The organism is Nostoc sp. 2RC (assembly GCF_014222165.1).
In the GTDB taxonomy this organism is placed as follows: Bacteria; Cyanobacteriota; Cyanobacteriia; order Cyanobacteriales; family Nostocaceae; genus Nostoc; species Nostoc linckia.
Genome location: NZ_JACKZU010000078.1, coordinates 1 through 25,026, shown reverse-complemented (window position 1 = coordinate 25,026; position 25,026 = coordinate 1). Strand labels below are relative to the sequence as shown.

Sequence of the window (25,026 nt, the reverse complement as noted above, 5' to 3'; positions counted from 1 at the left end):
CTCCTCACACTTCCCTATCCCCTCATCTCCCCATCTCCCCATCTCCTCTAACTCCCCATCTCCCTTGTCTCCCTTGTCTCCAAACTCTCCAATACCTTTTTATAAAACGCGCCTTTATTTGAAAGGCGCGTTTTATGTTCTTACCTCTGTCTTAAGGTCAGTTTTATAAAGCTTGGGTGTTTTTTGTTTGATGTAACATTATGTTACATACAATGCATCAATTATTATAAAAATTATGAATGAATTTTGCTAACTCTAGAAAATTGTGATTAAAAACCATGCCCCGTTCATTACTCCAAGCCGTTTTGTTAGTGGACGGCTACAATATAATAGGCGCTTGGCCTTGCTTAAAAAAAACCCGTGATAGCGTTGGACTGGAGGCTGCACGTAACGAACTTGTGGAAGCAATGACTGGTTACAGTGCGTTTCAAGGTTATGCCACTCAAATAATTTTTGATGCCCAATATCAAAATAGCTCTAGTAATAAAGAAATTATTACAGAGCTTTTATCTGTTCACTACACTGATTTTGGGCAAACAGCAGACACTTATATAGAAAAATCTTGTGCCTCTTTTCGCCACCAAATAGCTCAATCTTTAATTTCTCGTGTGATTGTCGCCACATCAGATCGAGCGCAGCAGTTGATGGTGCAGGGGTACGGGGCTGAATGGTTATCTGCACAACAACTCTGTGGTGAGGTGGAAGCTACGGTTTGTCGGATGCGACAAAAGTATCATACACGCAAACAATCTAAGAGTAGATTTTTAGCCAATGCCATCGATGCCAAAGCGCGCCAGCGTCTGACTGAATTACGAATGGGGCTACAGTAGATATTAGTTCGAGAAGTCTTAGCTTAGCTTCTAGAGTAGGTTTTGCCTGCAAAATTCTTTAATAAAGCATCTCCTCAAAAAAAGTTAGCTAAAGTACTTGCCAAATTTGATTGATTAGGTTTAAGATTATAAATCGTGAGCGTTCCTCAGTAGCTCAGCGGTAGAGCGATCGACTGTTAATCGATTGGTCACTGGTTCGAATCCAGTCTGGGGAGTTAAAAAATAATAGGTAATGAATTCCAGTAGTCAATCAACTGTTGAGTTGTGATTTTGGATTGATGGTGAAATTCATATATCCATACATAGCGCGATAACTATTACTGGGAGAATCTCAATTTTAGAAAATTGGATGCTCCCAAAGGTTTTGCTATTAAGGCTATGGTCTTAATAAATTTTCCAAGTCTCTATAACTGGGTAGAGAGTTTTATTAAATTGTCTAACTCTTGCTGCATCTGACTAACAACTAATTCATAACATTCGTTGACATAGTGGCGATCGCAAGCTGCTTGCCGACCATACCGTTCAAATACAATGGCTGGACAAACGCGCGTGTATAACTTTACAGGAAAGGGAATGTTGGGCAAGGGGCCAATTGCTAATCCCCAAGGTAACCCTAGATAAATGGGAAAAACTTCCGGGTCAATTCCCAGTAGCCAAGGCATTCCCCATTCATGGAGTTGCTGCACAATTTTGTAGCAGTCAGCAAGCACAATCAAGGTATCGTGGGCACCCCAAGAAATCACAGGTACAATTGGCACATTTTCCCGCAAGGCTAACTTGATAAATCCCTGGCGTCCGGAAAAATAAATTTTGTTACGCAAATGATGAGGTCGAAAAACATCTTCTGCTCCCCCTGGGTACACTAGCACACTAGCTCCAGAGCGCAAGGCAGCGTAAGCCATTTTGGGATGAGCCATAATTGCTCCAGCCTTGGCAACCAATTGGGCTAATGGGGGGCTAACTTCCCAGGCTTTGGGATGCATTAAACCATAAACTGGTGTTTCGACACCAAAGCGTCGGAACCAGTCGTACATCATCATTGTCATATCCGGAGCTGCCAGTCCTCCATTATGGGAACCGACAAACAAGACTTTTTCTTCAGGTCGAATATTTTCCCAGCCACTGGTTTGAACTCGGAAATAGTATTGATAGAAAAAGCCAAATAGAGGCATCAGAGATTCAATGAAGTTTGGATCTCGCTCATCCAACGACCAACCGAGTTTTTTGTTGAAAAGATGTTGCTTTTTTGACATTTATGCATTTTAACAGTACTGGTAAAGATGAAATCATCTTTTACCGTGGCAGCAAAACTCCAAAATTTTCGCCGCTTGAAAAGTAAATTAAACAACGTAGCGAATTTTGTAGCTACCGATCTATTTTCTCAGCGATCGCCACATTAGTCTTACCCACCAAAAGTTAAGGAAAAATATGGCAACTTTTGTTGGTTGTGATACGCTATCTGCTTGAGGAGTTTCGAGGTACTGAAAATGACTAAGCTGCGGGTGGGGTTATTATTTGGCGGTCGTTCAGGAGAGCATGAAGTTTCGATCAACTCAGCACGGGCCATCGCTAAAGCCTTGAGTGCAGAGCAAAATACTAGTAAGTACGAAATACTGCCTTTTTACATCCAAAAAAATGGCCGGTGGCTGGCGGGAGAAGCACCCCAAAAGGTTTTAGGAAGTGGGATTCCACTACTGGAATCCCAAGAATCAACATCTGGAGGACTGACATCTAACCCCCAAATCCAAAATCTCAGCCAATGGCAATCACCCTCTCAAGTTGCGGAAGTGGATGTCTGGTTTCCCATTCTCCACGGCCCCAACGGTGAAGACGGGACAATTCAAGGCTTACTCACCTTAATGCAAGTGCCTTTTGTGGGTTCTGGGGTGTTAGGTTCGGCCATGGGGATGGATAAAATTGCCATGAAAATGGCGTTTGAGCAGGCGGGAATACCCCAGGTGAAATACAAAGCCATAACTAGAGGGCAAGTTTGGTCTAATCCTTGTGTTTTTCCGAAATTGTGTGATGAAATTGAGGCAACATTAGGTTATCCTGCTTTTGTCAAGCCTGCTAATTTAGGTTCATCGGTAGGTATTGCCAAAGTGCGATCGCGTCCTGAATTAGAAGCTGCTTTAGATAATGCCGCTAGTTATGACCGACGAATAATTGTAGAAGCTGGTGTGGTGGCAAGGGAAGTGGAATGTGCCGTTTTAGGTAATGACCAACCCCAAGCCTCTGTCGTTGGAGAGATTACATACGACAGCGATTTTTACGATTATGAAACAAAATATACTGATGGTAAAGCAGATTTACTGATACCAGCACGGATTCCAGATGCCATAGCCCGTCAAATTCAAGACATGTCCTTGCAAGCTTTTGCAGCTGTTGATGCCGCAGGTTTGGCCAGGGTAGATTTTTTCTACGTGGAAGCGACACAAGAAGTTTTAATTAACGAAATCAACACCTTACCAGGCTTCACTGCAACTAGTATGTATCCTCAACTGTGGGCACATAGTGGAGTTCCTTTTCCGGAATTAGTAGATCGATTAATTCAACTGGCCGTTGAAAGACATTCTCCGAACTGACCACAAAAATCAGCAAACAAATTTCCAGATTGTTCCAGAAAAAAGTAGCAGTCAATACAGAATTTAGGCAAAAGTTCGTTGCATTTGGTAACCTTTGTTTTACAAAAAAGTTACTCAAATCTGAACTTTTGTTACGGATACCTGATGTTTAACTCCTCCAGTACAATTTATTCACTAGAGGGGTACAAATCTGAAAGTAATCATGGAAAAGAGTCAGAGTGTACAGCACGAGCCAACCCAACTAATAGGGGCCACTCCAGAGCTGACAAACAGGAAATCGAAATTAAGAAAAAGCTCAAATGGTCTGATATATTTGGTTGCACATCATCCTTGGCTATTGTTAACTGGGTCTTTAGCTATGTTTCTGGGAAGTGGAGCCTTTGCCTTGTATAGCTTAACTAATCCTGGGCAGGTAACATCAGAAGAAACAGACGAAATTCCCCCAGTCATCGTAGAACAACCGATATATTCGCCTTCTGAGAATACTAATCCTACACCTTTATGGATGGTGGTTGCGATCGCCCTCAGTTGTGGTAGTGGTTGCTGGATTATTTTCCGAATGCTTAACCAAAAAGCACAACCACAAAAAGCCACAAAACAGGTCGAACGTCATCATGCACGCATAGCAGAAGCCCGCAACACAAGATTGGAACCGCGCCTTCCCAAAAACCAGCCAATTTTTGTGCCCCAGCCACAACTAATGCCTGTGATGCAGACAGTACCTAAAACAAAGCATTTAGTGACAGTTCTACCACCAGAACACAGACACCACTTGAGTACGCGCAAAGAATCGTTGGCAGACTTGATGGATCTTCGTAAAGATAGCTCGTTGTCTGCGATTTTACGCCAGTATTAAAATACTGTAAGGTAAAAACCCGTCGAATTAATATTTTTTGTTAATTAAGGTGACTAAGATTCCTGATTTCTTTGAGAAGTCAGGAATCTTATTTTTTAGGCTATGGCAATTCTCATTGTGGGGGGATGGGGAATAGAAATTTGGAAATTAGGTTTTGTTTTATAAATGCAAATTGGTATCAGCAGTTGTGAAAAATAAATTATCTAGTTAAGAAAGGGAACAAGGAGCAGCAAAGGCATACAACGATTTCAGTCGTTGTTCTGACCTTCCAAGAGGGAATGTGTGAATTTGGCATTGGTATTATGTAGTGGTTTCACCTTTTTTAAAAAGTTAAAAACCTGCCAAAATGGCAACCGAATTGAAATTAAGCAAGCTAAATTATAGTAGATAAACGACTTCAAGGGTGTTGTTATCAGGGACTACCAAGCAAGCAAATGTTTTGGCAAAAAACATTATTTCTTAAGAGGTTAATACAGAAAAAGCTGTTTCAAAGAATTACGATAAAAGGATTTTTTGAGTAGAAAAATATCAATAATTAAGTTTGACATTTGCTACAACAGGAATATTTAGTGTATATGGGCGTTGTTCTTGAAGTACACATTAGCCCCCAAATCGCAAGGAACGTTTGTATACATTCCTGTTCACTTCAGTAGCAAATGATAGAGTGGGAGTTGGAAAGCTAATTGATATGCTTCCTCCCACTCTCTTTTTATGGAGAAGTTTTAGTTTGTTAACTGTTGACTGTTGATGGTTAACAGCCAACGTGTTTAAGGGGGAGGATGAACAATTGAAAATTCAAATATTTTCAATTTTTTAGAGAAATGCAGTATCTTGCAAAAATTCCAGAATTGCTGTATTTAGTACCTCAGAAGCACCAGTGGAGGCATCATGACGGCAGTTAGATAAGATTTGAAATTTGGAATTAGAGATATGCTGATGTAATTTTGCACCATGACTAGCAGGAAACCAACTATCTTGCTCACCCCACAAAACTAGTGTAGGACACTGAATTTTAGGCAAATTATTTTGAATTTTAGTGAGCATATTTGGTTTATTTGCTTGGGAATTCTCTATTTCGCGGGCTGCTATTTGTAACTCTTCGGCAACTTTAGCAATAGTGCCAGGTAGTTCAATAAACGGATAAGTTATCCAATAGATATCTTCCTGTGTCAGAATTGAAGGATCGAATAGTACTGCACGTCTTTCCATGGCCATTATTTCTCGAAATAACGGTGCAAACAGATATGCCAGACGCAATGAGTCTATTGTTTGCATGATTTCGAGAGGTGTTTGGGCGAGTAACCACATAGCCCAATGGGGTAAACCTTCGGTAAAGATAGGTACGTTTACTACTATCAATCGCCCAATTAATTGGGGATGTTCTTGAGCTAGAGCAAGGGCAATTAATCCGCCGAGAGATTCAGCTACAATCACTGCTGGTTCATCACATAATGCCTGAATAATTCTTTGAAATTCAATAACTTGATGACCGTTTTGTTCTCTACGAGATAATGGTTTTTCAGAAAAACCAAAACCTTTGGCATCAAAACAAATTACTCGGAAATATTTAGATAATGGTTCTATCATGTAGCGCCAATTGTAACTCCAACTGCCCATACCATGTAAGAGAATGAGCGGTTTGCCTTTACCTTTTTCGCCATATGCAATTTGTACAGGATACCCATGAGTATCAGTAATAACTAAATTTTGCCGCCCTTTAGGAAAAGTGGCTTGCCACCAATCTTTCATTCCTGGATATATCAATAATTTAAGGTGAGAAGTGAGAATTTAGGAGTCAGAATTCAGGAGTCAGGAGTCAGAATTCAGGAGTCAGGAGTCAGGAGTCAGGAGTCAGAATTCAGGAGTCAGAATTCAGGAGTCAGAATTCAGGAGTCAGGAGTCAGGAGTCAGAATTCAGGAGTCAGAATTCAGGAGTCAGGAGTCACGAGTCAGGAGTCACGAGTCAGAATTCAGGAGTCAGAATAAATATAAAGTCAAGATTACTATAGTTTGTGAGTTTTATTAAAATGATTGAGCTTGAGTTTTAAAATCTTCTGAATTCTGAATTCTGAATTCTGTATTCTGACTCCTGAATTCTGTATTCTGAATTCTGAATTCTATTAATTTAACTACCGGTTAAGGCGTTCCACAATATTCTAATTAGAATTACGGGTAATGCGACTAAGGCAATGGAGATGAGCAACAATCCAATCAAAACGACAATAATAAACCACTTATCTGCACTTTTTTGCTGGCTGGGAAATTTTAAGTGTTCTTCCAATAGTTTGAGATTGTGATTATTAGCTGTCCAGGCAATATCAAAAAAATCTCCAAAAATTGGAATAGCCCCTACTAAGCCATCAATAATTACGTTTACAACCATTCTGCCTAAGGTGGCTCTAGACACACCAAGGCGTGCTGCTTCTAAAATAATGTAAGAAGAAAACATCACTCCCAAAAAATCACCACCAATAGGTAGTAATCCGATAATTGGATCTATACCTATGCCGACTTTAGTTCCGGGAATTGTGATAGCGTTATCCAGCACCCGACTGATTTGACGGAGGCGCTTTAAGGTAGGTGCTTTGGCATCAGGTTCAATCATGGAAGACCGAAAAGAAGAATCTGGCATGAAAGCGATCGCTTATTTATATTCAATCGTTAGACATTTTACTCTTGTCTCGAACTTTTGCAAAAGTTTCTTCCAAGCAAGATTTATTTTTAATATTTTTTAATATTTTTCGGCAGATCTTGACTGTAGTTTGGAACGCATATCTTCCCCAACAATTACGTTCAACTGGTCGCCGATTAACATTACAGCAGCACTCATTGACAGCCAGAGCATCAAAACTATCACAGCTCCAACTGCACCATATACCTTATTATAATTCCCAAAGTTCGCCACATAAAGCCGAAACATAGCAGATAACATAGCCCAAAATATAGCTGCTAAAATCGCTCCGGGCATCATTGGTGTGCCTGAGTTCCAGACACTTGGGCCGTAGCGATAGATAAAGCCAAAAGCGTAAGCAACAATACTTAAAGCTAAAGGCCAGCGTAACAGTTGCCAAATCTCGAACAAAAAGATTAAGGAAGCATTTTCGCGTGCTACCATGCCTAAGAGCCAATCGCTGGTAAACACTAAAAAAGAAGCTGACACTAAAAGCAACATCGTACCGATTGTTAATCCCAAAGAAACAAGCTTGGCTTTCCAAAAAGGACGTATTTGTTCTCTGGGAATTTGATGGATTTGGTCGAGGGCTGTCATTGCAGTATTCACCGCGCCAGAAGCAGTCCAAATTGCTAATAAAAAGCTGAGAGAAAATAAACCGCTGTTTTTGGAATTGGTAATTTCTGTGGTAGCAAAATCACGAATTAAAACCAAAGCTTCTTCAGGTAAAACTTGACTTAGTTGTGTGGCTAGTTGTTTGAAAGTGTTTTGTAAAGATTCTGCCAATAAGCCAATAGCTGTGAGCAAAGCAAGAATCGCTGGAAACAACGATAACATAGCATTGAAAGCAATTTCTGAGGCTAGTCCAAAAAGTCTTGTTTCCATTGTCCTAGCGAAAGTTTTTTTCAATGTGCGCCAATTGAGGTGACGAAAAAAGCGAAGAAAACGAGGCTTAAACATAACTACAGCCATTAACAATTCAAATGATATTGGCACAGGCAAGTAATATCATTAGGACTTACGTACTGAAGCTTGAAACATAAATCTTCCCTAGTCCCCTCTCCAAGGCTACGGCGTACACACAAGTCTTCTAAAGTTGTTCCACAGACTTTTGATTTCCCCAACCGGCATTGATTTGGGGGGCAAAAGTTTTTCAAAGTCCTCCTTTTGAAGGAGGAAAATGACGCATCTACGGGCATTTTGGTTTTGTAGGCACTGCGTGTACATCGTCCCAAAGGTAGGAACGTGTAAGGAACAGGGATGGTGTGAATCTGAAATCTCAAATTGTTGGATGCAATCAAATAGAAGCTTTGGTAAGGCGATCGCTAACTTAATGCCATTAAGTATTGTAACTAAAATTGCGACCTTTGTAAGGGAATATTTGATTTAGTAAGGTAATTTTAGTTACACAAGCGAATTTAAGATTAAACGAATAATCAGCAAGAATCAAGATCCAAGCAACATTAGGGGTGTATTGTTCTGCTACAATCAGCGATTTTTTCAATAATCATCCTCAAGACAGAATCTAAAAATCCAAGTTTTATCTAGGTGTATTTTTCAGACAAAGTATTTGCTTAATCTTGCAACAAATTTTTCTGGGCATGGTAATTAACTCTGCGGAAAATGCAAATGACTGATATAGTTATTCACCGATATTGTATTAAACAAGCGGCAAGTTGAACAGCCAAACAACAGGCAATCAACTAATAGCTAACTCCAATTTAATTGAATCAAAACATTGAGGTTTCTAACTATGTCTAACGTATTGTTTACAGATTTATCCAACGAGCAACTAGAAGTTGTAGCTGGTGGTATTGATTTTCAAATCGATGCAACTTTTTATGATGCCAAAGAAAACGTTCTCAATGGCCAAAGCAGTTCCGATCCTAATGGTAGCGCTGCTAAGTCTAACGGTAGTTCTACACAAATTGAAACTGCTGGTTTAGCTTTCTTAGCTTTGGGATCTCACGAACTTCCCGAACTCACAGGATACTAATCTTAAGTAACCAACTAAAAAAGTCAATCAGCTAATACGTGAGTGTGCTGAAAATATTTTGATGAAAAAAGTTAGAGATTTTCGCTCTAATACAAATAAATCAAATTCTCAGTTTTTCTATCACGAACTCACGTTACCAATTTTTCAATTTTTACCAATCACAACTCCGAGGTTTCTAACTATGTCTAACGTATTGTTTACAGAATTATCCAACGAGCAATTAGAAGTTGTAGCTGGTGGTATTGATTTCCAAATCGATGCAACTTTTTACGATGCCAAAGAAAACGTTCTCAATGGTCAAAGCGTTTCCGATCCTAATGGTAGCACTGCTAAGTCTAACGGTAGTTCTACACAAATTGAAACTGCTGGTCTAGCTTTCTTAGCCTTGGGAGCTAATCAACTTCCCGAAATACCAAGATAATCATATTAAGTTAACCAATTAAAAAAGCCAATGGGCTAATACGTGAGTTCGCTGAAAATAGTTTGATGGAAAAAATTAGAGATTTTCACTCTAAGATAAATAAATCAAATTCTGACTTTTCAATCACGAACTCACGTTACCAATAGTTCAATTTCTCACAATCACAACTTTGAGGTTTCTGACTATGTCGAAGGTATTGTTTACAGAATTATCTAACGAACAACTAGAAGTTGTAGCTGGTGGTGTTGATTTCCAACTCGATGCAACTTTTTACGCTGCAAAAGAAAACATTCTCAATGGCGAAAGCAAGTCTGGCCCTCATGGTAGTACTGCTAAGTCTAACGGTAGTTCTACACAAATTGAAACTGCTGGTTTAGCTTTCTTAGCCTTGGAAGCTTATCAACTTCCCAATTTAGAAACACGCTAATATGGGGTTACTCAATTAAACAGGCTAATGAACTAACATAATATGTGAGTTTGAGTAAAAGAAATCAAATATCTTGATTATCATAGCAAAAAATTAGATCTCTAATTCTCAATGACAAACTCACATTATAAATAGTTCAAGTTTTCAAGTCAAAATTATGAGATTTTGAACTATGTCTCAGGTATTGTTCACAGAATTATCTAACGAACAACTAGAAGTTGTAGCTGGTGGTAATAATTTTCAAATCGACGCAACTTTTTATTCAGCAGACGAAAATTTTGTCAGTGGTGAAAGCAGTTCCGATGCAAATCATAGTGATGACTCCTCCAACGGTAATTCTACAGGTATTACAGCTGCTGGAATAGCCTTTTTAACCTTGGATGCCGATGAAATTCTTGATATTTCAAAGCAATATGGTTATTAAGCCGAGCAAGTAAAAGGAGTAATCAATTAATATGTAGTTTAGGAAAAGAATGAAATATAATTCTGGCACCTAAACTGATTATATAGCAATCCTATGTACATGCTTTTTTCTGGTTCCCTGTTCTTTATTTTGATGAATAATTTTGCTACTCATTTAGGATTGCTATATTTTTATTACTAATACGAACTCATGTAAACAATTGTCAAAATTCATAGAATTCAAATTACGAGGTTTGCGGCTATGTCTGGTGAATTATTTAGAGATTTATCTGACGAACAACTTGAAGTTGTAGTTGGTGGTGCCGATCTTGCCCTAAATACTACTTTTTATATATCTAGAGAAAATATTTTCAGTGGTAGTAGTTATTCCGGGCCAAATGGTAGTATTGCTAGTTCTTATGGTAGTTCTAAACAGATTGCAACTGCTGGGTTAGCTTTTTTGGCTTTAGATCTAAATGACATTACCGACCTTTCAAAATTTAAATTAAGATAATCTACCGCAAACTTGGCTAAAATATCAGCATCGGTGATATGAAATTATCGAAAAACTGGAATAAAAGTTGATAAAAAATTTTCACGTATGACCCATAACAGGATTATATGGGTCATATTTTGTTAATTTTGATGGCAAAATAATTCCAGAATTGAGCAAAAATTAACTCCCAAATAACTTTTAATAATTCCAAAGACATAACAACAGGCTGACAAAATTTCATAGTATTAGTACCACGTTGCTGGAATTCAAAATTGTTCAATTTTCGAGTTTTTAATTTTTTTGCGGTGCGGTACTAGTTGTCATTATGTAGAGTAATTTACCTATGAAATACCAGTTTGTGAAACAGCATAGCAAAGAAGACTGTGGAGCTGCTTGTCTTGCTGCGATCGCTAAATATTATGGACGTACTTTTACTCTCAGCCGCATCCGGGAAGCGGTGGGTACTGGGCAATTTGGAACCACTTTATTGGGGTTGAAACGTGGAGCAGAAACACTTGGATTTAATGCTCGTCCAGTGAAAACTTCACCGGAAGTTCTCAATCGCATGAATGAAGCGCCACTACCTGCAATTATTCACTGGAAAGGCAATCATTGGGTTGTTTTATATGGTAAGAAAGGCAAAAAATGTTTAGTTGCAGATCCAGCCGTAGGTGTGCGTTATCTTTCTCCACAAGAGATAGCAGAAGGCTGGACAGATTGGTTAATACTTTTATTGGAACCCGATCCAATACGCTTTTTTGCTCAAGACGATGATAAAATTGGCGGATTTTGGCGTTTTTTCAAACGTGTTTGGATTTATCGTGCAATTTTAGCTCAAGTTTTACCTTTAAATTTAACATTGGGATTGCTATCTTTAGCTTCTCCTTTTTTGCTACAAATTCTCACCGATGATGTCTTGGTTCGGGGTGATACAAAATTACTGACTACTGTAGCGATCGCTGTGGTAGTGATGAATGTTGTTTCTCGTAGTCTTTCATTCGTACAATCTAATTTAATCGCTCACTTTGCCCAACGTTTACAATTAAGTTTAGTTCTGGAATTTGGACGGCAAATTTTAAGATTACCCCTCTCTTATTACGAAGCTAGACGTAGCGGTGAAATTGTCAGCCGCCTACGAGATATTAGCCAAATTAATCAGTTAGTTGCCAGCTTAATTATTAGTTTACCAAGTCAATTTTTTATTGCTGTAATTTCTTTTAGTATCATGGTTTTCTATAGCTGGAAACTTACGGTAGTTGCTGTATTTATTGCTATGATGATGAGCGTATCTACCATAGTATTCCAGCCGACTTTGCGACAAAAAACTCGCGAACTTTTAGTTCAAGAAGCAGAAGTACAAGGGGTTTTAGTAGAAACATTTAAAGGCGCTCTCACTCTCAAAACTACCACATCTAGACCACAGTTTTGGGACGAATTTCAAAGTAGATTTTCTCGTCTGGCTAACGTCACATTTAGTACAATTCAAATTGGCATTATCAATAATACCTTTTCTGGCTTAGTTGCGGGGATTGGTGGTGTAATTTTGCTGTGGTTTGGCGGTAATTTAGTGATTAATCCGGCAGAAAACCTTAGTATTGGTCAGCTGTTGGCTTTTAACTCCATGAATGGTAATTTCCTGGGTTTAATTGCTACTTTAATTAGTTTTGTCGAAGAATTTACGCGGGCAAAAACGGCTACACAACGCCTCACAGAAGTTATTGACGCCACTGCTGAAAATGAGGGCGATGAAATCAAGGCTTTTGCTGAAATACGCGGTAATGCAGATATAGTTTGTACAAATATTAACTTTCATTATGCTGGTCGGCTTGACTTAATAGATAACTTTTCTTTAACAATTCCTGGAGGAAAAGTTGTTGCTATTATCGGTAAATCTGGTTGTGGTAAAAGTACTTTAGCCAAATTGATTGCTGGATTATATCCACTGCAATCTGGAAATATTCGTATTGGACTTTATAACATCCAAGACCTTTCTCTTGATTGTCTACGTCAGCAGGTTGTTCTTGTTCCCCAAGAGCCTCATTTTTGGAGCCGTTCCATTGTTGAAAACTTTCGTTTAGGCGCACCACATGTTACATTTGAGCAAATTGTCAGAGCTTGTCAAGTAGCTGAAGCTGATGAATTTATTAATAATTTGCCTGAAAAATATCAAACTATTTTAGGTGAATTTGGTGCAAATCTTTCTGGTGGACAACGTCAAAGATTAGCAATAGCAAGAGCTATTGTTACAGATCCGCCAGTTTTAATTTTAGATGAATCTACAGGTGGACTCGATCCAGTAAGTGAAGCACAAGTTTTAGATAAATTGTTTCAACATCGCCGCGGTAAAACTACGATTTTAATTACTCATCGCCCCAAGGTAGTTAATCGGGCTGATTGGATTGTATTACTAGATCGAGGCAAATTAAAGCTTCAAGGTTCTTTGGAAGATCTGCGAACAAAACCAGGAGACCACATAGATTTTTTAATACCTTGAGTCAGGAGTCAGGAGTCAGGAGTCAGAATTCAGAATTCAGGAGTCAGAATTCAGGAGTCAGAATTCCTAATTAAAGTTTTGTTTACTAATAAATCTGAGATTTGGTGTGATAGTGAATTTTTCATCCTTCTTGTCTTAAATCTGGTAATTGTACAAAATTCATTCTGAATTCTGAATTCTGAATTCTGAATTCTGACTACTTATTTAATTATTAGGAGAAATATGCTTTATACCCATAATCAAAAGTTTATTCCATCACTAGAAAAAGATGAATTTCTTCCTCCTATTAGTACTTGGACATCTTTAGCTGGAGTATTACTACTTGGAAGTATTGGTTCTGCGATCGCTCTTTCTTCATGGATTAAATACAATGTCATGGTAGAAACTGCTGCAACTATTCGTCCAATAGGCGATACTAAGCTAGTGCAACCAGAAATGGAGGGAACTATTGAAAGTATTTTTGTGAAAGAAAATCAAATTGTCAAAAAAGGAGAAGTCATTGCCCGTTTGGATACACGACAATTGCAAATCAAAAAAAGTCAGCTGCAAAGCAATATCGAACAAAGTAGGGTGCAATCAATTCAAATTGATTCACAAATTGCTATTTTAGATACTCAAATATCAGCTGAAAAAAGATTTATAGAACGCAGTATTTCTTCTGCAAAAGCAGATTTAGAACGCAATCAACGAGAGTATCAAGAACAAAAAATTTCTACTCAAAGCGAACTGTTAGTTTCACAAGCTAATTTACAAAAAGCCAAAGCAAATTTGCAAAAAGCTCAAGCAGATTTAGACTTTGCTCAAATTGATAGCGATCGCTATCAACAATTAGCAGAAATGGGAGCCATTGGAAGGCGGGAATTTGAGCAGAAAAAACTAGTTGTTCAACAGACTAAATTAATAGTCGAATCAGAAAAAATATCAATTGAAATTGCTAAAGCTAAACTGCAATCAGCCGAAGCTGTAGTTAATCCTAGTATGGCCAAAATTGACATCGCCGAAGAACGCATTTCCCAAGAAATTGCTAGAGGTGAAGCAAGTATCGCCACATTAAACAAAGAAAAACAAGCTTTAATGCAGCGACAAGTGGAAATGCAAACCCAACTCAAACAATATCAAAAAGAAGTTCAACAAATTGAAACTCAACTGCAAAATAGCATTATTCGCGCTACTAGTGACGGTACAATTCTCAAGCTAAATTTGCGAAACCCTGGTCAAGTTGTGGGTGTTAGCGAATCTATTGCAGAAATTGTTCCTCAGGATGCTGCTTTAGTAATTAAAGCAATGGTTCCCAGCGCAGAAATTCAAAAGGTTGCAGTTAGCCAAAAAGTACAATTGCGAATTGATGCCTGCCCATATCCTGATTATGGTACTCTCGAAGGTGTTGTTACTAGTATTTCTCCAGATGTAATTACACCCGTGGATGGGAAAACTAATACTGGTTATTTTGAAGCCATAATTCAACCCCAAACACTTAAGTTTGGCAATGGTAAGCTTAAATGCCAAATTCAATCAGGGATGAATGCAAAAGCTAATATCATCTCCCAAGAAGAGACAGTATTACAATTTATGCTAAGAAAGGCCAGATTAGCCACTGATATTTAAAAAGAAGAATTCAAAATTCAGGAATCACAATCAATTAGTAGAGGATTTTAACTCACTACTAATTATCAAGTCACTCAATTTCAAGAAAGGTGTGGTGTTTATCCGTCTACATTTCTTAACCTGTCAAAATTAACGCCACATATTAATACCCAGTTTCAGATTTTTGTCTTTAACCCAAGCATATTGCTTTATCAGCTAGTTATACAACATATCCAAGTGAATTCTCGCAAATCAGGTTTTTATTCTCTCTTGTTAAGAAGTAAAGAACTAAATCAGTATTCTTAAATACTGAATTTGAAGTCTTGAATTCTGAATTGCTTTTTATCTCTAGTATTTAGCCATTATAGTTGCTTCTTTCCTGTTGGTGCAAGGAAAGAGAATTTTGTCTTTTTTAAAAGTAGCAAATACAGTAGATTTCATCTAAAATTTGCTAATAATACGTTGTAAATTTTTGATAAATTCTTGTGTCTCTTTTTTGGCAATGATTTTATAAAGATTGGCATTCTTTTCTGGAAAATATGCCGTGGGTTGCATAAAACTTTTTTCTGATGCTACTAAAATAGCTGACATAACAATATTATGTGAGCCGTCATTTGTGTACGAAAATTATACTTTGAATTGTCTACGTTATGTCCCTAGTATGGTTTCTGACATCTTATCAGAGAACTCAACGTTCATTGCAATGGTGGTCTGCTAGACAATCAATGAAACTATTTGTGGAAGCAGAAAAAATTCGGGATGATTTGTTACAGGAATCTTTTACAATACGTCGCAATTTAGATTTATTGGCAGTAGATAATCTGAATTTATCAGATAATAAAATTCAAGAATGCTTAAAGCAAATTGATAGTTTTCATCACTCTTTAGTGCAACTGAGCGATCGCTTATTTCCAGCATCCCTGCAAGACAGTTTTCCATTAGCTATTGAGTACTTATTAGAACCTTGGTTAGTATCTAATCCCCAGTTATATTTTGAAATCGATTTGCCTCTTTATTGGCGGCATGAACCAGCAGAACGTAGCTTAGTTGTATTAACAGCTTTAAATGAGTTACTAACCATAACTTTAACAGAAGTCTTGGCATTAACATCAATTTATATCAATTTAAAGCAACAAAAAACAATTGGTAAATTAATTGTAGAAATCACTTATTCTAATGTGTCTACATTTTTTCATCATTCTACACTACCAGAATTAAACTATCTTTGTGAGAGTTTTCAATTATTAACTTCTGGTAAATGTTTTAGTAAAACTAATAATTTGAGAATCTCTTGGCATTTTTATTGGTAATTATTATATTTGTTGGTATTTTTGGATAAGTAATTAATTATTAAAAATATTATTAGATTTCTTAATATGTACTTAATCAACAGACTGTAAATTATGAAACAAGAAATGTCCGAAAAGTCGTTGCTGAAAATTTTAGTCATTGATGACCATGAGTCAGTTTTAAGTGGAACAGTAGATATTTTACAAAAACATTACCCTGGTGCTGAAATCGCCACTGCTATAAATGCTAATAATGCTCTCACTAAAGTTAGTACTTTACAGTTAGATCTTGTAGTTATGGATCTTTCCATTCCAGAAAATTACGGAATCACAGCGCGACCTGACACCGGTGTTCAATTACTGAGAATTTTAATGAAACATTATCCTAATTTGAATATTCTTGTGCAAACTGCCCATGTCAGAACATTAGTGAGAATTAGACCTGATATTGATAGCCATAAAGGAGGTTTTACAGTCGCTGATAAAAGTCTTTCCACCCAAGAAATGTTAACTAGAGTTGATTGGGCATTACAGGGATTAACTCATACAAAAGATATTAAAGGAATTTATTCGGGATTAGAATTTAAACCAGAGTGGCTGAGAGTATTGACTTTAGCATTTGAAGAAGGATTACAAGACAAAACTATTGCCGAAAGAATGTGTATATCTGAACGTATGGTGCGTCATTACTGGAGTAAGTTACAAGATGCTTTAAATGTTTATCCTGATGAAGGAAAAAATATTCGGATTCAAACTGAAATCAGGGCTAGAGAAGAAGGTTTAATTGATTAGCTGTTGATAAAATTTCAGGGCTTTGTGTCATTAATTTTTAGTAAAAAATATTTTTAAATTTAAAAAACTAGAAAAGAATTACTTATAGCTAAAGGCTAGGAGGAAAGCTTATGCAGCCTGGGCTTTGGAAAATAATCAAAGAAGAAATTCGTATTTGGCGTGTAGGTGTCTTCCCAGGAATTATAGTCATTGCATTGGTGATTATTGCTCGTCTGAGTGGTTCAATGCAATCTTTAGAGTGGCTAGCTTTTGATAGTTTCTTGCGTCTACGTCCTGAAGAACCCATAGATGAACGAATTATAATTGTGGGTATAGACCGAGACGATCGCCTGATAGATTCTTCAATATCAGATAAAGATTTAGCAGCTTTACTATGGAAACTACACAAGTGTCAACCTAGAGTGATTGGTCTTGATATTTATAGGAATTTTCCGGTTAATCCCGGTCATACGGAACTGTTGACAGCTTTTAAAAATATCAAAAATTTAATCGTCATTGAAAAAGTATTGCCCAAACAAATTGCTCCGCCGCCCAATTTTTCTGGAGAAAAAATTGGCTTTAACGATCAAATTATGGATGCTGATGGCAAATTAAGACGAAGTTTATTAATAACACCAACATCCCAAGGAGAAAAGTTATCTCTATCTCTACGTTTAGCAGAAGTTTATTTAGCTCATGATTTAGATCATGAAAATATTATCTACAAAAATAGTAGCAGCAATGGTACAACAATTCAGTTTGGTAATATTGCACTACCAAAAGTTTTCCCTAACTCTGGAGGCTATATCCGAACTGATGTTACCGGAGTTCAAGTACTGTTGAATTTTCGTAGCGGTCGAAAAAGATTTAGAACTATATCTTTAAATGATATTAAAAACAACAAATTTAACTCCCAATGGTTACGCGATCGCATTGTAATTATTGGCATCACTTCCCCTAGCCGACAAGACTTAATAACTACTTCAGCAATTACATCTAATCACTCTCTCAAAAGACCAATTAATGGCGTAGAAATTCAAGCACATGCTGTTAGCCAAATTGTTAGCGCCGTACTTGATGACAGACCTCTTTTAAATACTTGGTCAGATGAATGGGAATATCTGTGGATTTTTGCTTGGGGATTTTTAGGAATTGCCATCGCTAGATTGAGCAAATCTCCTTTGGCAAATATCATTATTGTAATTACTACAACATCCAGCTTACTTGTAAGTTGTTATTTTCTCTTAACTTGGGGCTGGTGGGTTCCAATAATTCCTACAATTATCGTTTTAACTCTCAATGGGATAGAACTTACTGCTTTATATCAATGCGATAAAGCATTGCGATCGGGAATTAAAGCCAGACAAGATATTATTGAACGCACATTTGAAACAATTCACAATGGGCCATTACAAAGTCTGGCTAAAGTTTTAAAAATGGTTAAATACGAAGATTTACCAATCAAAGAATTACTTCCCGAACTCGAAAAAGAACTTGAAAAACTAAACCACGAACTCCGAGGAATTTACGACTTTTTACAACGAGAACCCCCAACTCAAGATAGTAGCCTTTATTTAGGAAATACTTTAGTCTTAAATTTGCAAGATCCTTTACACGAGATTCTTTATCAAGTTTATAGCCATACCTTAGCGCGAGACTTTCCTTGCTTTAGAACTATCAAAGTTAAAATCCGTACTTTTGAACCTATAGATGAGCGATACTTAAGCATAGAACAAAAACAAGGACTCTGCCGATTTCTCGAAGAAGCTTTGTGCAATGTTGGTAAACATGCCATTGGAGTTACTCGTCTAGAAGTCACTTGTTTTGCATCCGAAGGCTGGTACACCTTGAGCATTATAGATGATGGTTTCGGCGTTAATTCATCTAGAGAAGGTCGCGGTACTCAACAGTTTAGAAATTTAGCAAAGCAACTCAAAGGTAAATTTCAACGAGTTCCTCTTTCTTCTAGAGGAACAATTTGTGAATTGTCTTGGCCTATAACTAAATGTTGGTATTTTAATAAATAATCATATATATAATTCATGGTAAACTTTATAGTCATTCTATGTAAGAGAATGTATTTTCTAGAAATCAATTAGTTCGCAAATCTATCATTTTTTTTGCTTAATACTGTAATTGAGTCTTCCTCAACAGCTAATGAATTAGTACACAACTAATTTCTATACTTAATAATAAGATTTCCACATTATTAATTAAGTGGCTAATCTGGCTAAAATAACTATTGATGGGGGTAAAAACATGGTAGAATTAAGTCACTCATTTACCCAAATAAAGTCAGGATTATATTATCAAAATAGCCGAGAAAATAGCAAAAAGGCAGAGCAGCTAGCAGACACCTGGAATTATTATCTTCAAAGTTTACATCAAGCCATTGCTGAGTCAAATACAGCAAAGGAAATGACTCAAAAAGATTACGATCGCGTTCAAGCTTTGGCGGTGGCGTGGGAAAAAGAAATTCAAATTGCCTTGAAAAACTCTTGTGAACACCGAATTCGTCAGGCATTGGCGTGCAAACAAAACTATACTGCAAGAGCGCGAGAACTAAAAACTTTAGTAGAACGACATATTATCCACCTCAGCATTCTTCAAACCCGACTAGCCTATTGGCAAAATCAACTTTAACAGGGAAAAAATTGAGGTGGGCAGAGAAATCAATTCAAAATGACGCTCGCGGACACGGCGAATCGTAGCTCAAACAAAATTCATGCATTAAAGAACTTTTGACTTTTCAATGCCCAATGCCCCATGCCCCATGCCCCATCCTAATAAATTGGCCGTATTTTGCTCATTAACCGTGCCACTATAGAAACATAGAGCTGCAACTTGAGCAAGAGGAAGACTAGAGAAAGCTGTGCAGATAACATTCTTAGGGACGAGTTCCGGGGTACCCACGCGATCGCGCAATGTTTCCAGCGTCGCCCTGAGATTACCCCAAAGGGCAGAAATGTGGTTATTTGACTGTGGCGAAGGCACTCAGCATCAAATTTTACGGAGTGAACTAAAAATCAGTCAACTCTCCCGAATTTTTATCACCCACATGCACGGCGACCACATTTTTGGCTTGATGGGACTTCTTGCTACTTGCGGCTTGGCTGGTAATGTCGAACGAATTGATATCTACGGCCCGCCTGGATTAAACGAATACATTCAAGCCGCCTCGCGTTATTCCCACACACACTTTTCCTATCCCATCAAAGTCCATGCCATCCGTCCAGGGATAATTTATGAAGACGATGACTTCGTCGTTAGCTGTGGTCATTTACATCACCGAATTACAGCTTTTGGGTATCGCGTAGCCGAAAAAGACCGCACAGGACGCTTTGATCTCGAAAAAGCCAAAGCTTTGCAAATTCCTTCAGGCCCCATTTACGGCCAACTCAAACGCGGTGAAACAGTAACTCTTGAGGATGGACGTGTGATTCATGGTGCCCAATTCTGCGGCCCTACAGAAATTGGGCGCAAAATTGCCTATTGTACAGACACAATTTTTTGTGATGGCGCAGTGGAATTAGCTCATGATGCAGATGTATTAATTCATGAAGCCACCTTTGCCCATCAGGATGCAGACATGGCTTTTCAGCGATTGCATTCCACAACCACAATGGCCGCCCAAACAGCTTTAGCTGCTGGCGCACATCGGTTGATTATGACCCATTTTAGTCCCCGCTACGCTCCTGGAAATAACTTAGAGTTAAAAGATCTGCTTCAAGAAGCCCGTGCAATTTTTAAGAATACTGATATGGCTTATGATTTCATGATTCATGAAGTACCCAGGCGGCGGGAAGTGGAGTTAACCAAAGCAAGGGTTTAAATTTGGGATTTGATATCATGTCCCCCCACTTAATAGATGTAGCTTGGATTGAGGAACAAAATCCAACACCAACAATTCCTGGTTTTGTTGAATAATGTATTGCGTCAACCCAAGCTACAGATATTTTTTCAGAGTAATAAGCAGGTAAACATAATTAAAACAAGTCGCAAGTCGCAAGTCGCAAGTCGCAAGTAAGTTTTGTGACGGGGATTTAGACCCCGACCCAAAACTTACCGGTTATTGAACCGGGGGACTTAAACCCACGGTACTCGGTTAAATGTCAGATTAGAAGTTTGTTCGTAGTCAGCGATTTATCGCTGTCAACAAGGAGTTTAAAAGGGCTAAAGCCCATACTACGAACTTGAACGTTCTACTTAAAAAGAGCGTTAAATAACCACAAGATTGGTGTTATTCAAGGCAGGATTGCCAGACAAGGTGGCAATTTGTAGCGGTGCAGAGCCTCCTAAGCTGCCATCGGCATCATAGAATAAAGCTCCATTTGTCGTATTGTAAATGAAGCGCTGGTTTGCGGTGTTTGCTGTGGTAATGCCCGCGCCGGAACGAAAACGGTCTGGGGTGAGGTTACCTGCGACCAATCCGCCACCAAAACTGACGGCAGATATCTGAATTTTGTCGCCAGCAGCACCGCTGAAGCCAATAATTGTATCCAAGCGATCGCTTGGTGCTGTAAACCGATAAATATCTGCCCCATCATTCCCAGTTAGGGTATCATTTCCGCTACCACCAACTAATAGGTCGTTGCCAGAACCACCCGTCAGTATATCGTTACCGCCACCACCAGTAATTGTGTCATTCCCCGCACCTCCATTGAGGTTATCGTTACCAGTACCGCCAGCGATGGAGTTGTTCCCGGCATCGCCAGTGAATACTCGTCCAAGATCGTTGAGCGTTAGACGGTAGTCTCCCGTAGCCCCCGAACCAGCGACATCCCCAACACCCGTGACAGCGCTGTAATTCGAGTTCGGGTTCAGGGACGCGCCGACGTAGTATGTGCCCGCTTGACTAAATGTGTAAGCCAAGTAGGAAAACTGGCTAGAGGCTTCACCCGGCGCAGCTCCATCGTTGTTGGCAGCCAGTTGTGTACCGCTGGAGTTGAAGACCCTGAGGTAAGTGTTGAGGTTTGACCCATTGCGAGAATCGACATCAAACCCCACCCGTTGCCCAGCAGAAACTGTAAATTTAACTAGATCTACATCAGTTGGTACATTCAAGCTAAAGTCAGCGAACTGACCTAGAGTCTTGATATTCCCTGCACGATTTTCAACTTCAGCGATGGTGTCATCAGGATCTTGACTCGGACTGACGAACTTTGAGGTCAGGGTGTAGTTTGTGGAACCGTTAACCCCCTGGACACGGGCAAAATACCGCCCAGCTCCTAGTAGACGTGAGAGAGTTTCTGTTGGGGAGTTCAAGACGTTTGATGTGGCTAAGATATCGCCGGCATCGATGACACCGTTGTTATTGACATCTTTAATCAGTGACAGCGATAAATCTTCGCCAGCAACGCCTGTGGTGTTGAGTGTGACTTCGTAAGTGCTTGTTAAATCGAAGCGATAAAAGTCGTTGACATCGCTGGAAGCATCGAAGAATTGTTCGATGTAGTCCTGGAAAATTTGGTTTGGCGGTGTCGTCCCACTAATGGCTGCTAATGGGCGGGCTGTGCTTAAGGTATTTCCGGCGTAGTCTGACACCAGTCGCAGGGAGTAGGCGGCTTGTTCGCCACTACCAGTGGCGTGGATAAAGTAGGTTCCTGCTGCCAAGTTTGCACTCAAGGAGCCAACACTAAATGGCGTAATTGTTTCACCAGCATCGAGGCGCTGATTATTATTTAAGTCTCGGACAATTGACAGAGTTGGATTCTGGGTAGTTCTAGAGTAGTAGGGGTTATTAAATGCCGAAGCCGAAAGTTGCCCCGCAGTACTCATTGTGAACTTGAAGTAATCAGAGAAATCACCCGCACTGATGCCAAATCCATCATTAATATAAGGTGTTTCCCCTACTAGATTACCGAGCGATCGCGCCTTTGATAGATTGTTGTAGGGCTGTGGATCGCCAGGAACAGCATCAAAGTCTGAATCGATATCAAGTTGATAGTTGGTATAAGCCCCGTTTTGCACCACCTGAACGTAATAAGTACCCGCCCCTAAAGTGGTTGAGAGGCTATCATCTCCTGGATTCGACGATGAAAGGATAACTTCATCTGCTGAAATAAACCCATCGTTGTTTGTGTCGCGGGCGAGGCGTAAATTGGCGTCGAAGGTTGGAGTCGGGAAGGCAAAAGTATCGATATCCAACCGGATATCAATAGGTGAGGTTTTATCCAGGGTGAATTTGTAGAGGTCATTAGCATCTTCATAGGTTGGCAGCCCAAATGGGCCCCCTACCATATCGTACAAGCGACGACTACTACCACTGACGTTGCCTAAGTCTCGTGCAGTGCCAGTAACATCACCTGCGTAATCAGTGACAATACGCAGGGTGTAGGGGTCGGAGCCGGAAATCTGGGTGTACCTGACGTAGTAAGTGCCAGCAGGGGCGGAGTAGCGGTCAACATTCAGACCATCGCCCACCGTACCGGAGATGGTTCGCAATACGTTGCCATTGGAGTCGAGCAATTCCATCTTGGCCTGCAACCCACCAGTATAGGTGAAATCCTTCATCCGCAGACTGATGGTGCCAGGGGCTTCCATCTTAAACTTGACGACATCAACGTTATCGCGGTAGTCGAGATAGTCTTGCCAGTTAATCTTGTTGTAAGCCAAGTATTTATCGCTGCTTTGTCCCCAACTAGTACCGATATCCCTGGCTGTCGCTAAGGTCGAGCCAGAATAATCGTTGTATAAGTACAGCGAATAATTTGTGGGATTTCCCGAATAATGGCGTACCTTTACGTAGTAGTACTGGTTACCTTGTAGCGAAGTATTAATTGTCTCGCTCAAGTTGCCGCCCTTGGTACTACTGGCAATTAGATTCTGGTTTTGGTCGTAGATAAAGAGATCGGCGTCGGCTGACAACCCAAGCATAGAAGCGTAGAGGTTCGATGGGCCGTAAAGCGTGTAGAACTTGTAGTAATCGTCAGTGTCAGTTGAACTCACCGAATCGATAAGGATTACATTCTGCTCAAGGTAAAAGTTTGAATCTGGTTCGATTGGTGTCGCGGTCAAGAAAGTATTATTAGGTTCTGCCATAAAAATAATTTTTAGCTAAGTGTATGCAGAAAAAACCACAAACAGGTTGAAAGTTTCGCAAAAGATATAGGAATCCGACTTGATAACTGAACGTACTTGTGTAGTCAGGGAACGGGAAACAGCGAGTAAAAGTGTACTGATTTTTTCTCCAAATCAAATATGAGTCCTATAGATAAGTTGTGAAAGTTTTACACAGTTGTGTAAAAGCTTGAAAGCACGCTCATTATCATACTTTTTCCATCTAGCAAAGATTAAATTTTAATAACCTTTACAAATCATAGAAAACACCATCGTCTTATCAAGTAAATACCTGAAATTCTTGGCAGATCATCACTTGAAAATTAGCGATGATTCTCTAGCTAACTCCGGAATTTACCGTATAAGTCCAAAACTGGAATCTTAGCCATTTGCAATTATCTTTTCAAATCAAGTTAACTGCTAGCCAAATCAGATCTTTTTTGGTGGTTATTAGAATCTTCATTGAAAGTTTGCAGTATTCCAGAAATAGAATTGATTAAAAATGACCTTTATTGTTACTGTTTAGGCACAAACATTTAAAAAAATACTTAGCATTTTGCTATACTTCGTTACTATGTTCAAACCCCGAATTGCTCAGCATCTTCCCAAATGAAGGGTTAAGCATAGTTGACAAATCCCCCATTTATAATTATTGATAAAGCTACCTTTTTATTGAGAATTAACCACGAAATAATCAGGATAAAAAAGGTGAGTCAATAATCTCACAAATGTTGAAAAATATCTGGCTAATCAATATAGGACTTACGCAACACCCATATTGTCATTGCGATGAAAACGCAGTACAGGGAAGTAATCCCATTGTTTTTGGCGATTACCTCTCTACCAGACGCTTCACTCGTAATCACGTAAAATCGTAGTTATTGCGTAAGTCCTGCAATAGTCTAGTTAGAAAGGGGGTTAGGTTTAGTGTTAGTTTTCACATAACCTGAAAAATCAGCCTGAGACTAAAATGCAGTGGCAAATTCCAAGAATCAGCTACTACCACTACGCAAAAGTTGATTTTGGGCTACTGCGCCATTTTGCAGACGCAAAGCGGCTTACCGTAAGTTTTTTATTTACAAGTTAAAAAAATCACGTTTTTAGCTATTAGTAATGTGCTAAATTACAAAACCATATAGTTAAAT

General features: G+C 38.9%; 21 protein-coding genes and 1 tRNA gene. 16 read left to right on the top strand and 6 right to left on the bottom strand.

All coding sequences use genetic code 11. From position 1 onward, the window contains the following. The first annotated feature begins 278 nt into the window (after positions 1-278). Together GNE10_RS11725 and GNE10_RS11720 are read left to right on the top strand one after the other, a co-directional pair. A complete protein-coding gene (locus GNE10_RS11725; RefSeq protein WP_185565325.1) occupies positions 279-830 on the top strand; it encodes an NYN domain-containing protein in 552 nt (183 codons plus the stop codon). A 143-nt stretch (positions 831-973) separates the two neighbouring features. Then, positions 974-1,045, top strand: a tRNA-Asn gene (locus GNE10_RS11720). Between the two features lie 189 nt (positions 1,046-1,234). On the opposite strand, the gene GNE10_RS11715 is transcribed toward GNE10_RS11720, so the two are convergent. Next, entirely contained in the window at positions 1,235-2,083 is an 849-nt protein-coding gene (locus tag GNE10_RS11715) for a lysophospholipid acyltransferase family protein (protein ID WP_185565324.1), read from the bottom strand. Positions 2,084-2,317: 234 nt separating this feature from the next. On the opposite strand from GNE10_RS11715, the gene GNE10_RS11710 reads away from it, so the two are divergent. Together GNE10_RS11710 and GNE10_RS11705 are read left to right on the top strand one after the other, a co-directional pair. Then, positions 2,318-3,415 carry a D-alanine--D-alanine ligase family protein gene (locus GNE10_RS11710; RefSeq protein WP_185565323.1) on the top strand — a complete coding sequence of 366 codons (1,098 nt, stop codon included), beginning with the start codon at positions 2,318-2,320 and terminating at the stop codon, positions 3,413-3,415. A gap of 358 nt (positions 3,416-3,773) precedes the next feature. After that, positions 3,774-4,271 carry a hypothetical protein gene (locus GNE10_RS11705; protein ID WP_185565328.1) on the top strand — a complete coding sequence of 166 codons (498 nt, stop codon included), beginning with the start codon at positions 3,774-3,776 and terminating at the stop codon, positions 4,269-4,271. Positions 4,272-5,084: 813 nt separating this feature from the next. Here the strand turns inward: GNE10_RS11705 and GNE10_RS11700 are convergent. The 3 genes from GNE10_RS11700 to GNE10_RS11690 form a co-directional block, all read right to left on the bottom strand. Continuing rightward, positions 5,085-6,020 carry an alpha/beta fold hydrolase gene (locus GNE10_RS11700; RefSeq protein ID WP_185565322.1) on the bottom strand — a complete coding sequence of 312 codons (936 nt, stop codon included), beginning with the start codon at positions 6,018-6,020 and terminating at the stop codon, positions 5,085-5,087. Between the two features lie 376 nt (positions 6,021-6,396). Then, positions 6,397-6,903: a DUF4112 domain-containing protein gene (locus GNE10_RS11695; RefSeq protein ID WP_185565321.1), complete on the bottom strand. Its 507-nt coding sequence runs from the start codon at positions 6,901-6,903 to the stop codon at positions 6,397-6,399. A gap of 99 nt (positions 6,904-7,002) precedes the next feature. Next, complete coding sequence (locus GNE10_RS11690) at positions 7,003-7,902, bottom strand: YihY/virulence factor BrkB family protein (protein ID WP_185565327.1); 900 nt, start codon at positions 7,900-7,902, stop codon at positions 7,003-7,005. A 793-nt stretch (positions 7,903-8,695) separates the two neighbouring features. Between GNE10_RS11690 and GNE10_RS11685 the strand changes: the two genes are divergently transcribed. The 7 genes from GNE10_RS11685 (at position 8,696) to GNE10_RS11655 (ending at position 14,783) form a co-directional block, all read left to right on the top strand. Beyond that, entirely contained in the window at positions 8,696-8,938 is a 243-nt protein-coding gene (locus GNE10_RS11685; protein WP_185565320.1) for a CTB family bacteriocin, read from the top strand. Between the two features lie 181 nt (positions 8,939-9,119). Next, on the top strand, positions 9,120-9,359 hold the full coding sequence (locus tag GNE10_RS11680; RefSeq protein ID WP_185565319.1) for a CTB family bacteriocin: 240 nt from the start codon (positions 9,120-9,122) through the stop codon (positions 9,357-9,359). 184 nt (positions 9,360-9,543) lie between these two features. Further along, positions 9,544-9,786, top strand: a complete 243-nt coding sequence (locus tag GNE10_RS11675; protein ID WP_185565318.1) for a CTB family bacteriocin — start codon at positions 9,544-9,546, stop codon at positions 9,784-9,786. Between the two features lie 172 nt (positions 9,787-9,958). Further along, positions 9,959-10,210 carry a CTB family bacteriocin gene (locus GNE10_RS11670; protein ID WP_185565317.1) on the top strand — a complete coding sequence of 84 codons (252 nt, stop codon included), beginning with the start codon at positions 9,959-9,961 and terminating at the stop codon, positions 10,208-10,210. 240 nt (positions 10,211-10,450) lie between these two features. Beyond that, complete coding sequence (locus GNE10_RS11665) at positions 10,451-10,702, top strand: CTB family bacteriocin (RefSeq protein ID WP_099069632.1); 252 nt, start codon at positions 10,451-10,453, stop codon at positions 10,700-10,702. A gap of 325 nt (positions 10,703-11,027) precedes the next feature. Beyond that, positions 11,028-13,178 (top strand): peptidase domain-containing ABC transporter, encoded by a 2,151-nt coding sequence (locus GNE10_RS11660; protein ID WP_099069631.1) that lies wholly within the window; start codon positions 11,028-11,030, stop codon positions 13,176-13,178. A 222-nt stretch (positions 13,179-13,400) separates the two neighbouring features. Beyond that, the gene (locus GNE10_RS11655) at positions 13,401-14,783 is read left to right on the top strand and encodes an HlyD family secretion protein (protein ID WP_185565316.1); all 1,383 of its coding nucleotides are present in this window, start codon (positions 13,401-13,403) and stop codon (positions 14,781-14,783) included. Between the two features lie 420 nt (positions 14,784-15,203). On the opposite strand, the gene GNE10_RS11650 is transcribed toward GNE10_RS11655, so the two are convergent. Beyond that, positions 15,204-15,353, bottom strand: a complete 150-nt coding sequence (locus GNE10_RS11650; RefSeq protein WP_185565315.1) for a hypothetical protein — start codon at positions 15,351-15,353, stop codon at positions 15,204-15,206. Positions 15,354-15,412: 59 nt separating this feature from the next. Between GNE10_RS11650 and GNE10_RS11645 the strand changes: the two genes are divergently transcribed. The 5 genes from GNE10_RS11645 (at position 15,413) to GNE10_RS11625 (ending at position 20,654) form a co-directional block, all read left to right on the top strand. Next, positions 15,413-16,072, top strand: coding sequence for a hypothetical protein (locus GNE10_RS11645; RefSeq protein ID WP_185565314.1), 660 nt, complete (start codon positions 15,413-15,415; stop codon positions 16,070-16,072). 93 nt (positions 16,073-16,165) lie between these two features. Further along, positions 16,166-16,843: a response regulator transcription factor gene (locus tag GNE10_RS11640; RefSeq protein ID WP_099069627.1), complete on the top strand. Its 678-nt coding sequence runs from the start codon at positions 16,166-16,168 to the stop codon at positions 16,841-16,843. Between the two features lie 110 nt (positions 16,844-16,953). Beyond that, positions 16,954-18,849, top strand: a complete 1,896-nt coding sequence (locus GNE10_RS11635; RefSeq protein WP_185565313.1) for a CHASE2 domain-containing protein — start codon at positions 16,954-16,956, stop codon at positions 18,847-18,849. A 232-nt stretch (positions 18,850-19,081) separates the two neighbouring features. Further along, on the top strand, positions 19,082-19,465 hold the full coding sequence (locus GNE10_RS11630) for a hypothetical protein (RefSeq protein ID WP_185565312.1): 384 nt from the start codon (positions 19,082-19,084) through the stop codon (positions 19,463-19,465). 229 nt (positions 19,466-19,694) lie between these two features. After that, positions 19,695-20,654: a ribonuclease Z gene (locus GNE10_RS11625; RefSeq protein WP_185565311.1), complete on the top strand. Its 960-nt coding sequence runs from the start codon at positions 19,695-19,697 to the stop codon at positions 20,652-20,654. A gap of 386 nt (positions 20,655-21,040) precedes the next feature. Here the strand turns inward: GNE10_RS11625 and GNE10_RS36375 are convergent, their stop codons facing one another. Next, positions 21,041-23,863, bottom strand: coding sequence for a pre-peptidase C-terminal domain-containing protein (locus GNE10_RS36375; protein WP_311774807.1), 2,823 nt, complete (start codon positions 23,861-23,863; stop codon positions 21,041-21,043). Positions 23,864-25,026: the final 1,163 nt, after the last annotated feature.